10 protein-coding genes and 1 riboswitch are annotated in these 13,513 nt (G+C 72.3%); of the genes, 4 read left to right on the top strand and 6 right to left on the bottom strand.

Translation table 11 applies throughout. The features are described 5' to 3' along the window. Positions 1 to 387: 387 nt before the first annotated feature. Positions 388 to 669 carry an HPr family phosphocarrier protein gene (locus ACFYM2_RS29875; protein WP_350233103.1) on the top strand — a complete coding sequence of 94 codons (282 nt, stop codon included), beginning with the start codon at positions 388 to 390 and terminating at the stop codon, positions 667 to 669. Positions 670 to 731: 62 nt separating this feature from the next. Here the strand turns inward: ACFYM2_RS29875 and ACFYM2_RS29870 are convergent, their stop codons facing one another. The 4 genes from ACFYM2_RS29870 to ACFYM2_RS29855 form a co-directional block, all read right to left on the bottom strand. Further along, entirely contained in the window at positions 732 to 1,442 is a 711-nt protein-coding gene (locus ACFYM2_RS29870; protein ID WP_388461499.1) for a GntR family transcriptional regulator, read from the bottom strand. A 193-nt stretch (positions 1,443 to 1,635) separates the two neighbouring features. Further along, entirely contained in the window at positions 1,636 to 2,403 is a 768-nt protein-coding gene (locus ACFYM2_RS29865; protein ID WP_388840574.1) for a M23 family metallopeptidase, read from the bottom strand. Between the two features lie 13 nt (positions 2,404 to 2,416). Next, positions 2,417 to 2,576: riboswitch (cyclic di-AMP (ydaO/yuaA leader) on the bottom strand. 223 nt (positions 2,577 to 2,799) lie between these two features. After that, complete coding sequence (locus ACFYM2_RS29860) at positions 2,800 to 4,164, bottom strand: M16 family metallopeptidase (protein ID WP_388461561.1); 1,365 nt, start codon at positions 4,162 to 4,164, stop codon at positions 2,800 to 2,802. Positions 4,165 to 4,181: 17 nt separating this feature from the next. Next, the gene (locus ACFYM2_RS29855; RefSeq protein ID WP_350234808.1) at positions 4,182 to 5,522 is read right to left on the bottom strand and encodes a pitrilysin family protein; all 1,341 of its coding nucleotides are present in this window, start codon (positions 5,520 to 5,522) and stop codon (positions 4,182 to 4,184) included. A gap of 206 nt (positions 5,523 to 5,728) precedes the next feature. Between ACFYM2_RS29855 and ACFYM2_RS29850 the strand changes: the two genes are divergently transcribed. After that, on the top strand, positions 5,729 to 8,191 hold the full coding sequence (locus tag ACFYM2_RS29850; RefSeq protein WP_359002124.1) for a DNA topoisomerase IV subunit A: 2,463 nt from the start codon (positions 5,729 to 5,731) through the stop codon (positions 8,189 to 8,191). An 89-nt stretch (positions 8,192 to 8,280) separates the two neighbouring features. On the opposite strand, the gene ACFYM2_RS29845 is transcribed toward ACFYM2_RS29850, so the two are convergent. Continuing rightward, the gene (locus tag ACFYM2_RS29845) at positions 8,281 to 9,441 is read right to left on the bottom strand and encodes a CobW family GTP-binding protein (protein ID WP_388840571.1); all 1,161 of its coding nucleotides are present in this window, start codon (positions 9,439 to 9,441) and stop codon (positions 8,281 to 8,283) included. Between the two features lie 280 nt (positions 9,442 to 9,721). On the opposite strand from ACFYM2_RS29845, the gene ACFYM2_RS29840 reads away from it, so the two are divergent. After that, positions 9,722 to 10,855, top strand: coding sequence for an FAD-dependent monooxygenase (locus ACFYM2_RS29840; RefSeq protein WP_388840568.1), 1,134 nt, complete (start codon positions 9,722 to 9,724; stop codon positions 10,853 to 10,855). 60 nt (positions 10,856 to 10,915) lie between these two features. Here ACFYM2_RS29840 and ACFYM2_RS29835 read toward each other — a convergent pair whose 3' ends face one another. Beyond that, positions 10,916 to 12,073 carry a citrate synthase gene (locus tag ACFYM2_RS29835; protein ID WP_388461503.1) on the bottom strand — a complete coding sequence of 386 codons (1,158 nt, stop codon included), beginning with the start codon at positions 12,071 to 12,073 and terminating at the stop codon, positions 10,916 to 10,918. A 120-nt stretch (positions 12,074 to 12,193) separates the two neighbouring features. Here ACFYM2_RS29835 and ACFYM2_RS29830 point away from each other — a divergent pair, with 120 nt between their 5' ends. Continuing rightward, positions 12,194 to 13,504, top strand: a complete 1,311-nt coding sequence (locus tag ACFYM2_RS29830) for a citrate/2-methylcitrate synthase (protein WP_388840565.1) — start codon at positions 12,194 to 12,196, stop codon at positions 13,502 to 13,504. The last annotated feature ends 9 nt before the right edge of the window (positions 13,505 to 13,513 follow it).

The raw sequence follows: 13,513 nt of genomic DNA, 5'->3' as shown, positions 1-13,513 counted from the left end.
GTACGGGTCGCGTGGGCGTACCGGGCGGGGCAAGGTGGCAAGGGGGTGTCTGGTGGATCAGGGTCGGTCAGGGCGCCGCGCCCCCGGCCATGGTCCACCAGACACCCCCTAGGGAGTGTCTTCAAAGTGGCGTCGTCCGCCCGTAGGGCGGGGCCGGCGGGGTCTGGTGCGTGCGATCGCAAGGCGAAGGAGGGAGTCGACGCGGAGCATCGGCGACCGACGACAACGCCGCGAGCGTGCGTGCCAGACCCCGCCGGCCAGACGGGACTTTGAAGACACGACCTAGGGCCGGCCGGCGGCGCACCCGGGCCCGGGGTCGGCAGGAGCACGGCACACCCCATGAGAGACTGGTCTAGACAACCGTCAGAGATTTCGAAGGGCAACACCATGGCTGAGCGCCGCGTCAACGTCGGCTGGGCCGAGGGCCTGCACGCCCGCCCCGCGTCCATCTTCGTCCGTGCCGCCACGGCTGCCGGAGTCCCCATGACGATCGCCAAGGCCGACGGCAACCCGGTCAACGCCGCGTCCATGCTCGCGGTGCTCGGCCTGGGCGCGCAGGGCGGCGAGGAGATCGTGCTGGCCTCCGACGCCGAGGGCGCGGACGCCGCGCTCGACCGGCTGGCGAAGCTGGTCGCCGACGGCCTCGAGGAACTGCCCGAGACCGTCTGACCCGGCCGGCCGCACACCGAAGGACCGCCGGGCCCCGACACGGGCCCGGCGGTCCTTCGTCGTCAGGTGCGGGCGCGCGCGATCTCGGTCCCGCGCGGCGCCCCTCGCTTTCTCGGCGTTCCGCTCGGTGCGGCCACCCCGGCCGCCCCGAGCCCGCGCGGCCGGTGGGCGCGCGAGGACCGCTCGGTGTGCTGGGCCATGAGCGAGCGGGCGCGTTCGGCGTCGCCCCGGGCCACCGCGTCGGTGACGGCGCCAAGGCCGTCCCACGCCTGGGCCCCGCGCTCGGACGGATCGGCCACGTACATCCAGGCGATCTTGCGCCGCACCTGGGTGAGCGGCGCGATCAGGGCCGGGCTCGCGCAGGCCTGGGCCAGCGTCTCGTGGAACCAGCCCCACAGCTCAGCGCAGTCCTCGCCCGCACCGCGCCCGGCCCGCTCCCTGCCCAGCCGCACCAGGGCGCGCAGCACGGTGAGATGGGCCTCGTCGCGGCGCGCGGCGGCCCGCGCCGCCGCCAACGGCTCCAGCAGCAGGCGCAGTTCGAGGAGGTCGGCGCCCTCGGCGGCGGTGGGCTCGGCCACCCAGGCGCCGGCGTATCTGCGGGTGGTCACGAACCCCTCGGACTCCAGGGTGCGCAGGGCCTCGCGGACCGGGACGCGCGAGACCCCGTAACGGCGGGCGAGCGCTTCCTCGGCGAGCCGGCCGCCGGGCTCGTGGACGCCCGCCACGATGTCGTCGCGGATGGCCGCGCACACCGAATGCGCCGGAACGCGCATGCCTCGACCTCCGCCTGGTACACGGCGCGACGCGGTCGTCGGCGCTGGTCGGGCGACTGTACGCAGGCCGTGTTAATTCCCCGTGACGCGTCGGAGCCCAGGGGCGCCTTCCGGCCAACGGCGAAGGCCCCCGCGCGCGTCACGGGGGCCTTCGGTGGGCGCGGGGGCGCCGGGGTGCCTTCGGGTGGGACGCTCAGACGTTCACGCCGTGCGAGCGCAGGTAGGCGACCGGGTCGATGTCCGAGCCGTACTCCGGTCCGGTGCGGGCCTCGAAGTGCAGGTGCGGGCCCGTGGTGTTGCCGGTGTTGCCCGACAGGGCGATCTGGGTGCCGGGCTCGACCGACTGGCCGACGGTGACCTGGATGACCGAGAGGTGGCCGTACTGGGTGTACGTGCCGTCCTGCATCTTGATCACGACGTTGTTGCCGTACGCGCCGCCGGGGCCGGCCTCCACGACGGTGCCGAGGCCCACCGCGTGCACCGGGGTGCCGATGCCCGCGTGGAAGTCGATGCCGGTGTGGCTGCCGGAGGACCACAGCGACCCGCCGGTCTTGTAGCCGGTGGACACATAGCTGTTGGATATCGGCGCGACAAAGGTGTTGAGGCGCTTGCGCTCGGCCTCGCGCGCCGCGCGCTCCTTGGCCTCGCGTGCCTCCTGGGCCCGCAGTTCGGCCTTGCGCCGGGCCTCGGCCTCGGCCTCCGCCTTCGCCTGGGCCTTCGCGGCCGCCTGCTTCTGCGCGTCGGCCTGGGCGCCGAGCTGGTCGGCGACGGTGTCACCGATGACGATGGCCTGCGTGAGACCGGTGTCGGTGACGGTGTTGTCGGGGGCGGCGACGGCCGGGGAGGCGAGGGTGCCCACGACTCCGGCGGTGGCGAGGGTGGCGATGCCCGCGATGTTCGCGCTGCGGCGCGTCATCCGGCTGGGCGCGCGGTGTTTCCCGGTGGCACGGGTGAACGCCATGGAGTGGCGGTGTCCTTTCCTTCCATCTCGCCTACCGGGTTAGCTGACGGGTTCGGAGCAGGAAGGTCTCCTACGGACTCCCCCGCGGGCGGAGGCGTCCGATTCACCCCAGGGACTGAGTGGGTCCCCGGCTCCCCTGGCTCGCGCCATCGGGGACTCGGCGATCGCTGTCCGGTGCCGCGGCTGCGGCGGGTGGTGACGGACAGCGCGACTGACGCTAGACGGCCGGTCTTTCTCCTACCAAACAGACGCCGCATTTTGTTGCGTACGCCACACGACAGAGAGGCAACCTCCCCAACAAACAGGACATATGGGCAGACCCCGGGGGCGCGTGCGCCACCGGGGTCCTTCCTGTCACCGAGGCCCCGGGGATCCCGGGGGCCGAAGGGGCGTCAATCAGCCCGTGACGACGCTCACTTCACCGATGCCCAGCGCCCTGACCGGCTCCTCGATCTGCGCCGCGTCGCCCACGAGCACCGTCACGAGCCGGTCGGCCGGGAAGGCGCTGACGACGGCCGCCGTCGCCTCCACGGTGCCGGTCTCGGCGAGCCGCGCGTACAACTGGGCCTGGTAGTCGTCCGGCAGGAACTGCTCGACCTGGTCGGCCAGCGTCGCCGCGACCGCCGCCGCCGTCTCGTACTTGAGCGGGGCTACGCCCACCAGGTTCTGCACGGCGCTCTCGCGCTCGGCGTCCGTCAGCCCTTCGGCGGCCAGCTTGCGCAGCACCTTCCACAGGTCATCGAGCGCGGGACCGGTGTTGGGAGTGTCCACCGAGCCGCTGATGGCGAGCATCGCAGCGCCACCGTCGGGGCCCGAGCGCAGCACCTGGCCGAAGGCGCGCACACCGTAGGTGTAGCCCTTCTCCTCGCGCAGCACCCGGTCCAGACGGGACGTCAGGGTGCCGCCCAGGCAGTACGTGCCGAGCACCTGGGCCGCCCAGACGCGGTCGTGGCGGTCGGGGCCGACGCGGCCGATGAGCAGCTGCGTCTGGACGGCGCCCGGGCGGTCCACGATGACGACGCGGCCGGTGTCGTCGGCGGTGATCGCCGGGACGGGGCGCGGCTCGGCGGTGTCGCCGGTCCACGCGCCCAGGGTGTCGGCGAGGATCGCGTCGAGGTCGGTGCCCGACAGGTCGCCGACGATGACGGCGGTCGCCGTCGCGGGACGCACGTGCGCCTCGTAGAAGGCGCGCACGGCGGCCGCGTCGATCGCCCCGACGGTCTCCTCGGTGCCCTGGCGGGGCCGGGAGATGCGCGAGGTGGCCGGGAAGAGCTCCTTGGAGAGCTGCTTGGCGGCGCGGCGGGCCGGGTTGGCCTGCTCGTGCGGGATCTCGTCGAGCCGGTTGCGCACCAGGCGCTCGATCTCGGAGTCGGCGAACGCGGGGGCCGCCAGCGCCTCGGCGAGCAGCGAGAGCGCCTTCGGCAGCCGCGAGAGGGGCACTTCGAGCGAGACCCGGACGCCGGGGTGGTCGGCGTGCGCGTCGAGCGTGGCACCGCAGCGCTCCAGCTCCGCGGCGTACTCCTCGGCCGAGTGCTTGTCGGTGCCCTCGGTCAGGGCGCGCGCCATGATCGTGGCGACGCCGTCCAGGCCCTCGGGCTCGGCGTCCAGCGGGGCCGCGAGGAAGATCTCGACGGCGACGACCTGCTGTCCCGGCCGGTCACAGCGCAACACGGTCAGGCCGTTGGCGAGCGTGTCGCGCCCGGGGGCCGGGAAGGCCCACGGCTCGGCGGCGCCGGCGGCCGGCTTGGGGTGGAACTCCATGGTCACGACAGCGTCCGTCACTGGCCCGCCTCTTCTTCCTCGTCGTTGCCTGCCTCGGGTGCCCCGGTGGGCTCGTACACCAGGACCGCCCGGTTGTCGGGGCGCAGCGTCGCGGCGGCGACCGCCTTGACCTCGGCCGCGGTGATCTCCAGGACGCGGTCGACCGCGCTCAGGGCGAGCTGCGGGTCGCCGAAAAGGACCGCGAAGCGGCACAGTTCGTCGGCGCGGCCCGCGACGGTGCCGAGCCGGTCGAGCCATTCGCGCTCCAACTGGGCCTGGGCGCGCTCCATCTCCTCGTCCGTGGGGCCCTCTTCGGCGAACCGCGCCAGCTCCTCGTCGACGGCGGCCTCGATGTCGGGGACCTCGACGCCGCCGGAGGTCTTGACGTCGAGCCAGCCGAGCGAGGGCGCGCCGGCCAGCCGCAGCAGGCCGAAGCCCGCCGCGACCGCCGTCCGGTCGCGCCGCACCAGACGGTTGTGCAGACGCGAGGACTCGCCGCCGCCGAGGACGGTCAGCGCCAGGTCGGCGGCGTCGGCCTCGCGGGTGCCGTCGTGGGGCAGCCGGTAGGCGGCCATCAGGGCGCGCGCCGGGACGTCCTCGACGACGACCTCGCGCAGCTGCCCGCCCATGGTGGCGGGAAGCGATCCGTCGCGCGGCGGCTGCTTGCCGTCGTGGGAGGGGATGGAGCCGAAGTACTTCTCCACCCAGGCCAGCGTCTGCTCGGGATCGATGTCGCCGACCACCGAGAGCACCGCGTTGTTGGGCGCGTAGTAGGTGCGGAAGAACGCGCGCGCGTCGTCCAGGGTCGCCGCGTCCAGGTCGGCCATGGAGCCGATCGGGGTGTGGTGGTAGGGGTGGCCCTCGGGGTAGGCCAGCGCGGTCAGCTTCTCGAAGGCGGTGCCGTAGGGCACGTTGTCGTAGCGCTGGCGGCGCTCGTTCTTGACGACGTCGCGCTGGTTTTCCATCGACTCCTCGTCGAGGGCGGCGAGCAGCGAGCCCATGCGGTCGGCCTCCAGCCAGAGCGCGAGCTCCACCTGGTGGGCGGGCATGGTCTCGAAGTAGTTGGTGCGCTCGAAGCTGGTGGTGCCGTTCAGGGAGCCGCCGGCGCCCTGCACCAGTTCGAAGTGGCCGTTGCCGTGGACCTGCTGGGAGCCCTGGAACATGAGGTGCTCGAAGAGGTGGGCGAGACCGGTACGGCCCTTGACCTCGTGGCGCGAGCCGACGTCGTACCAGAGGCACACCGCCGCGACCGGGGTCAGGTGGTCCTCGGAGAGCACCACGCGCAGGCCGTTGGCCAGTCGGTGCTCCGTCGCTGTCAGACCGCCGGAGCCGGCCTGGGCTGTGGCCGTGTGACCCATGGGCATGTACGTCCCTTCGTATCCGATGTGCAGTACCGCAGTGTGGAGTACGTGCGGAGGAAGTCCTGGGTTGAGAAGTCCTGCCACTGTATGCAAGCGCGTGGGCACCTGGCGAAGTTCCCGGGTCGCGGTCGGCGTTGTCAGTGGGACGGTCCACAATGGTCGGATCCAGCCCCGATCCGGTACGTGAAGGAGCAGCAGCCGCGATGGCCCGCCGCAGCACGAAGACCCCGCCGCCGCCCGACGACTTCGAGGAGCGGATCCTCGACATCGACGTCGTCGACGAGATGCAGGGCTCCTTCCTCGAGTACGCGTACTCCGTGATCTACTCGCGGGCCCTGCCGGACGCGCGGGACGGCATGAAACCCGTCCAGCGCCGCATCGTCTACCAGATGAACGAGATGGGCCTGCGCCCCGACCGGGGCTATGTGAAGTGCGCCCGCGTCGTCGGCGAGGTGATGGGCAAGCTGCACCCGCACGGTGACGCCTCCATCTACGACGCCCTGGTGCGCATGGCGCAGCCGTTCTCCATGCGCCTTCCGCTGGTCCAGGGCCACGGCAACTTCGGATCGCTCGGCAACGACGACCCGCCGGCCGCCATGCGGTACACCGAGTGCAAGATGGCCGACGCCACGTCGTTGATGACGGAGTCGATCGACGAGGACACCGTCGACTTCACGTCGAACTACGACGGCCAGGAGCGGGAGCCGGTCGCCCTGCCGGCCGCCTATCCGAACCTGCTCGTCAACGGCTCGTCCGGGATCGCGGTCGGCATGGCCACCAACATGCCGCCGCACAACCTGGGCGAGGTCATCGCCGCCGCCCGCCATCTGATCCGCCATCCGCAGGCGGACCTGGAGGCGCTGATGCGCTTCGTGCCGGGCCCCGACCTGCCGACCGGCGGCCGGATCGTGGGTTTGCAGGGCATCAAGGACGCCTACGCCTCGGGGCGCGGCACCTTCAAGATCCGGGCCACGGCGTCGGTGGAGAACGTGACGGCGCGCCGCAAGGGCCTGGTCGTCACCGAGCTGCCCTTCACGGTCGGCCCGGAGAAGGTCATCTCCAAGATCAAGGACCTGGTCGGCTCGAAGAAGCTCCAGGGCATCGCCGACGTGAAGGACCTCACCGACCGTTCGCACGGTCTGCGCCTGGTCATCGAGGTCAAGAACGGCTTCGTCCCCGAGGCCGTCCTGGAGCAGCTGTACAAGCTGACGCCGATGGAGGAGTCCTTCGGCATCAACAACGTGGCCCTGGTGGACGGCCAGCCGCTCACCCTCGGCCTCAAGGAGCTCCTTGAGGTCTACCTCGACCACCGCTTCGACGTGGTGCGCCGGCGCAGCGAGTTCCGCCGCACCAAGCGCCGCGACCGGCTGCACCTGGTCGAGGGCCTGCTCGTGGCCCTGGTCGACATCGACGAGGTCATCAGGATCATCCGGTCGAGTGACAACTCGGCGCAGGCCAAGGAACGGCTGATCGAGCACTTCTCGCTCAGCGAGATCCAGACGCAGTACATCCTGGACACCCCGCTGCGCCGGCTCACCAGGTTCGACCGCATCGAGCTGGAGAGCGAGCGCGACCGCCTGAGCGGCGAGATCGACGAACTGACCGGGATCCTGGACTCCGACGGCGAGCTGCGCAAGCTGGTCTCGGCCGAACTGGCGGCGGTGGCGAAGAAGTTCAGCACCGACCGGCGCACCGTCCTGCTCGAATCGGCGGGTTCGTCCGTGGCGGCCGTCCCCCTCGAAGTCGCGGACGACCCGTGCCGGGTGCTGCTGTCCTCGACGGGCCTGCTGGCGCGCACCGCGGGCGCCGAGCCGTTCACGCCCGGCGAGGACGACAAGCGCGTCAAGCACGACGTGATCGTCTCGTCCGTGCCGGCCACCCAGCGCGGCGACGTGGGCGTGGTGACGTCCAGCGGGAGGCTGCTGCGCCTCGCGGTGATCGACCTGCCCCGGCTCCCGGACACGGCGTCCGCGCCCAACCTGTCGGGCGGCGCCCCCGTCTCGGAGTTCCTGTCCTCGCTGGACCCCGACGAGACGGTGGTGTGCCTCACCACGCTCGACGAGTCCTCACCGGGTCTGGCCATCGGCACCGAGCAGGGCATCGTCAAGCGCGTGGTGCCCGACTACCCGGCCAACAAGGACGAGTTGGAGGTCATCACCCTCAAGGACGGTGACCGGATCGTGGGCGCGGCCGAGCTGCGCACCGGCGAGGAGGACCTGGTCTTCATCACCGACGACGCCCAGCTCCTGCGCTTCCAGGCCCAGCAGGTGCGCCCCCAGGGCCGGCCCGCCGGCGGCATGGCCGGCATCAAGCTGGCCGACGGCGCCAAGGTCATCTCCTTCACGGCGGTCGACCCGGGCGGGGACGGGGCGGTGTTCACGGTCGCGGGCTCGGGCGCCACCCTGCTCGGGGACGCGGCGGTCTCCGCCAAGCTGACGCCCTTCGACCAGTACCCGCGCAAGGGCCGGGCCACCGGCGGGGTGCGCTGTCAGCGCTTCCTCAAGGGCGAGGACAAACTGGTGCTGGCCTGGGCGGGACCCGCTCCGGCGCGCGCGGCCCAGAGCAATGGCACCCCGGCCCAGCTCCCCGAGCCCGACCCACGCCGTGACGGTTCGGGCACGCCGCTGACCTCGCCGGTCGCGGTCCTTTCGGGCCCCCTCGCGTAAGACGGAGGCGGGGACGGGGGCGGAGGCGGGGAGCGAGCGCGGCGGCGGGCGCGGGCACGGGCGTCAACTAGCCCAGGGGGCCGGGGAGTTCACCGAACCCCGGCCTCTTCCGACTCCTCGGGGTCCTCGATGTCGGACTCGGACTCGGGCTCGGCCTCCGCCTCGGGCTCGGGCTCGGGTACGTAACGCAACACGCCCCACATCGCGTGTTCGGCGGGGACGGCGCCCGGGTCGTCGCTCACGCAGCCGGCGAGGTGCTGGTCCAGGGCGGGCGCGTCGATGCCGGCGCCGATCAGGACGAGGTCGGTGCGGCGCTCCTGGCCGGGCGCCCACGGCTCGGGGTAGAAGCGCAGGAACCGGCCGACCGCGTGCAGGCTGTAGCGGTTGCGAGGATCGGCGGCGCCGAAGTCGATGAACCCCTTGAGGCGGTAGAGGCCTTCGGGCCGGGTGTCGAGGAAGGCCATGAGGCGGCGCGGGTCGAGGGGCACCTGCGAGGTGAAGGCGACGGACGTGTACCCGGCGTGCAGGTGCCCGCCATGGCCCGGGCAGCCGGGCCCGTGCGGGTCGTGCCCGCAGGAGTGGCCGGGCTCCTCGCCGTCGGGCAGATCGTCGAGCAGGTCGTCGAAGGCCAGCTGCCCGACCCGTTCCGTGACGGGCCTGCGGTCGAAGAAGAGCTCCGGGTCGACGCGGCCGTACGCGGACTCGACCACGGCGGCCGCCTCGGGCAGCGAGGCCCGCAGCCGGGCCAGGTCACCGGCGTCCACCCGGTCCGTCTTGTTGAGCACGACGAGGTCGGCGATGGCCACGTGCCGCTCGATCTCGGGGTGGTGCTCGCGCGTCGCCTCGTACTCCGCCGCGTCGACGACCTCGACCAGGCCCCCGTACACGATGCGCGGGTTCTCGCTGGCGAGCAGCATCTTGAGGAGTTCCTGCGGTTCGGCCAGACCGCTCGCCTCGATGACGATGACGTCGAGGCGAGCGGCGGGACGGGTGAGCTTGTCGAGGTAGCGGTCGAGTTCGCTGCTGTCGACGGCGCAGCACAGACAGCCGCCTCCGAGCGAGACGGTGGAGTCGCCGAGCCGGCCCGCCACCGTCATGGCGTCGATCTCGATGGATCCGAAGTCATTGACGATGGCGCCGATACGGGTGCCGCGTGAGGCCCTGAGCAGATGGTTGAGCAGAGTGGTCTTGCCCGAGCCGAGGAAGCCCGCGAGGACGATGACGGGGATCTGCCGGCCGGGGTTGTTCACCTGGGACCTTTCCGCGAGCCGCGTCCCCTGGGCGCCGCCCGGACGGGCGGCGGCCGGACCCGGCCTCTGTGCTTGCTGGTTGTCTGTGCCTGCTGGTTGTCCGCGCCCGCCGCCTGCCCGCTCGCGCGGACATTGCCCGGAACGCAACGATTCCTTGCCGTTTTGTGTATTGCGGCCCCCCGGCACGCTGTCGAGACTCAGCCTGTCACGACTCGACGTATCCCCGGAGAGCGGGTGAAGCGGTCTCCAGGATGCACACGACAAGCACCGGGAGAGCGCCATGCACCACAGGAACGTCTTGATCTCCGGGGCCAGTGTGGCAGGGCTGACGCTGGCCTACTGGTTGCAGCGGGCCGGGTTCCGGCCGACCGTGGTGGAGCGGGCTCCGGGGCTGCGCAAGGGCGGGCAGGCCATCGACATCCGGGGTTCCGCCTTACAGGTCATGGACCGGATGAACCTTCTCGACAAGGTCCGGTCCGTGACGACCGGCATGCGCGGCATGTCGGTGGTGGACGGCGACGGCGTGGAACTGTCGCGCTCCACCGAGGAAACCTTCACGGGCGGGGTGATAGACAACGACGACGTCGAACTGATGCGGGACGATCTGACCACGCTGCTGTTCGACGTGAGCCGCTACGGCACGGAGTTCCTGTTCGACGACGTCATCACCGCCATCGCGCAGGACGACGACGGCGTCGAGGTCCGTTTCCAGCACGAACGCCCGCGCCGCTTCGCCCTGGTGATCGGCACGGACGGCCTGCACTCGGGGGTGCGCCGGCTGGTCTTCGGGCCGGAGTCCTCCTACCTGCGTTTCCTCGGCAGCTATCTCGCGATCTTCAGCGTGGACAACTTCCTCGCGCTGGATCACTGGCAGACCTTCCACATGACCCCCGAGGAGCTGGTCGGCGTCTACAGCACGCGCGACAACACCGAGGCGAGGGCGATCCTCCTGTTCCACTCCCCCGAGCTGGACATCGACCACCGCGATCCCGTCCGCCACAGGGCCCTGGTGGCCGAGCGGTTCGCCGGGGTCGGCTGGGAGACGCCCCGGCTCCTGGAACGCATGGGCAGCGCACCGGACTTCTACTTCGACTCGATGAGCCAAGTCCGCCTCGACCACTGGTCCAAGGGGCGGGTCACCCTGGTGGGCGACGCGGGCTACTGCCCCTCGCCCCGCTCGGGCCAGGGCACCAGTCTCGCCCTGGCAGGGGCCTACGTACTGGCGGGTGAGCTCGGCAACAGCCCCCACGACCACCGCGGCGCCTTCGCCCGCTACGAGCTCCTGACCCGCGACTACGTCCACCGCAACCAGCGGCTCGCCCAGAACAGGTCGGGCGACAGCAGGCCCTCCCCCGTCGAGCTCGCCCGCGCGGCCAACTCCCTGACGCTTCCCGCCTACCCCTGCCGGGGCTGACCCCGTCCCCGCCGCGGCAGGAGCCGGCGGGCCCGGCGTGCGGCGCCGCCAGGAGCGGGCTCAGGCAGCGGGGACGGGCTGCGCCGGGGGCGGCCCCACATAGCGCGCCGCCGGGCGGATGATCTTCGAATCGGCCGACTGCTCCAGGATGTTGGCGCTCCAGCCCACGACCCGGGCGGCGCAGAAGGTGGGCGTGAACATCTCGCGCGGCAGGCCGCACAGTTCCATGACCACACCGGCGTAGAACTCCACATTGGTGTGCAGCTCACGGCCCGGCTTGAGTTCGGCCAGGATCGCCTCGACCTGGCGCTCCACCTCGACGGCGAAGTCCACCAGCTGTCCGCCGAAGCTCTGCGCGATGCCGCGCAGCATGCGGGAGCGGGGGTCCTCGGTGCGGTAGACGGGGTGCCCGAAGCCCATGATCCGGTCACCGGCCAGGACGCGTTCGCGGATCCAGCCGTCGATGCGGTCGGGGGTGCCGATCGCGTCCAGGGTGTCCAGGGCCCGGCTGGGCGCGCCGCCGTGCAGGGGACCCGAGAGCGCGCCGACCGCGGCGACCAGGCTCGCCGCGACATCGGCGCCGGTGGAGGCGACGACGCGGGCGGTGAAGGTGGAGGCGTTGAAGCCGTGGTCGATCGTCGAGATGAGGTACTGCTCCACGGCGCGGACCCGCTCGGGCTCGGCCTCACAACCGGTCAGCATGTAGAGGTAGTTGGCGGCGTACGGGAGATCGTCGCGGGGCTCGACCGGCTCATGTCCCTGGCCGAGCCGGTGCAGCGCGGTGAGCAGGGTGGGGACGGCGGCGCAGGCGGCGAGCGCGTCCTCGGCGCGCTCGCGCGGGTCCAGGTCGTACACCGGCCTAAAGCCCCTGGCCGCGCCGAGCAGGGAGAGCGCGGTGCGCAGTCCGGCCAGCGGCCCCGAACGGGCTCCGGTGCGGGCGATGCCCGGCAGCGCCTCCCGTACGCCGTCGGGCAGGTGGCGCAGCGCCGCCGTGCGGGCGGCGAAGGCGGCGCGGGCTCCTGCGTCGGGCAGCTCGCCGTGGAACATCAGGTACCAGACGTCCTCGAACGTGCGGGCTCCCGCGAGCTCCACGGCGGAGTACTGGCGGTAGTGGTAGAACCCCTCGCGGCCTCGGACGTCGCCGAGTTCGGTGTCCGTGACGACGACGCCCGCGAGCCCGCGGGGTGCCGCGGCGGGGGCGGTGACGGTGCCGGCCATGTGACTGCCTCCTTCAGTGCTGCATCTTCCCTGCTTCATCTTGATTCGACTGTCTATGATTGATTGCAAGGTGTCAACATTGATTCTGATCCGCTCAATCAATATGGATACGGTGACCCCATGACGGAACAGGCACGGCTCACCACCCGCGAGGCGGCCCAGCGGCTCGGCGTGAAGCCCGAGACGGTCTACGCGTACGTCAGCCGGGGGCAGCTGAGCAGTGAGCGCGCGCCCGGCGGCCGGGGCTCCACCTTCGACGCTCGGGAGGTCGACGCGCTGGCCCGGCGCGGCAACCGCCGCGAGCCGTCCGCCGGCGGCGCCACGGGCGGCGAGCTGAGCTTCCCCACCGCCCTGACCCTGATCGACAAGGACCGCTACTTCTTCCGCGGCGTCGACGCCGTCGAACTCGCCACCGCCTACGGCTTCGAGGAGGTCGCGGAGTGGGTGTGGACAGGGGAGCTGACGCGCGGCGCCCGCTTCACCGCGCCGCCCCCCTTCCTCGAAGCGGCCCGGCGCGCCGCCGGCGCGCTGCCCGCACACAGCGGCGCCATGGACCGGCTGCGGGTCGCCGCGGTCGCCGTCTCCGCCGCCGACCCCCTGCGTTTCGACCTCGACCCCTCGGCCGTCCTCGGCTGCGGCCGGATGCTGATCCCGACCCTGGTCGGCGCGCTGCCGAAGGCGGCCAGGACCGAAAAGGACGCGACCGACGAAAACGACACGGACGACGAGGGCCGCCTCGCCGGGCGGCTGTGGCGGCGCCTGACCCCCCAGGAACCTGACGCGACGTCAATTCGCTTGCTTGACACGGCACTCGCGCTGCTCATCGACCACGACCTCGCGGCCTCCACGCTCGCCGCCCGGGTCGCCGCTTCCGCCCGGGCCCACCCCTATGCCGTGGTCTCGGCCGGACTCGGCGCGCTGGAGGGGCCGCTGCACGGCGCGGCGAGCGGCCTGGCCCACCGCACCCTGGCCGAGGTGCTTGAGCGCGGCGGCGCGGCCCCGGTCGTCGCCGACCATCTGCGCTCGGGGCGGCGCGTACCCGGCCTCGGACACCGCCTTTACACCGGCGAAGACCCGCGCGCCACCGCCCTGTTCGCGCTGCTCGGCGCCATCCCGCAGGCGGCGGACGCACTGGCGGCGGCGCGCGACGTGGTGGACACGACGGCCCGGCACACCGCCCTGTACGCCAACATCGATCTCGCGCTCGCCGTCATGAGCGTCGCCTTCGGCATGCCGGCGGAGGCCGGCGAGACCGTGTTCGCGGTGGCCCGCACGGCCGGCTGGATCGCGCACGCCCTGGAGGAGTACGCGGAGCGGCCCCTGCGGATGCGCCCCAGCGGTCACTACACCGGCCCCCGCCCACCACGGCCCCTCCCCCTCCCTTTCCAGGGGCCGTCCACGGGCGGCCCGGGCGCTGCGGCGAGCCAGTAACGTCTCACT

Origin of the sequence: Streptomyces sp. NPDC006711 (genome assembly GCF_042869775.1) — a bacterium.
GTDB lineage: Bacteria > Actinomycetota > Actinomycetes > Streptomycetales > Streptomycetaceae > Streptomyces.
This window is presented reverse-complemented; position numbering and strand designations above follow the sequence as displayed.

Coding starts and splice junctions, on each gene's coding strand:
- ACFYM2_RS29850 (WP_359002124.1), top strand. CDS start 5,729: ATGGCCCGCCGCAGCACGAAGACCCCGCCGCCGCCCGACGACTTCGAG.
- ACFYM2_RS29870 (WP_388461499.1), bottom strand. CDS start 1,442: ATGCGCGTTCCGGCGCATTCGGTGTGCGCGGCCATCCGCGACGACATC.
- ACFYM2_RS29830 (WP_388840565.1), top strand. CDS start 12,194: ATGACGGAACAGGCACGGCTCACCACCCGCGAGGCGGCCCAGCGGCTC.
- ACFYM2_RS29875 (WP_350233103.1), top strand. CDS start 388: ATGGCTGAGCGCCGCGTCAACGTCGGCTGGGCCGAGGGCCTGCACGCC.
- ACFYM2_RS29855 (WP_350234808.1), bottom strand. CDS start 5,522: ATGGGTCACACGGCCACAGCCCAGGCCGGCTCCGGCGGTCTGACAGCG.
- ACFYM2_RS29835 (WP_388461503.1), bottom strand. CDS start 12,073: ATGGCCGGCACCGTCACCGCCCCCGCCGCGGCACCCCGCGGGCTCGCG.
- ACFYM2_RS29860 (WP_388461561.1), bottom strand. CDS start 4,164: ATGGAGTTCCACCCCAAGCCGGCCGCCGGCGCCGCCGAGCCGTGGGCC.
- ACFYM2_RS29865 (WP_388840574.1), bottom strand. CDS start 2,403: ATGGCGTTCACCCGTGCCACCGGGAAACACCGCGCGCCCAGCCGGATG.
- ACFYM2_RS29840 (WP_388840568.1), top strand. CDS start 9,722: ATGCACCACAGGAACGTCTTGATCTCCGGGGCCAGTGTGGCAGGGCTG.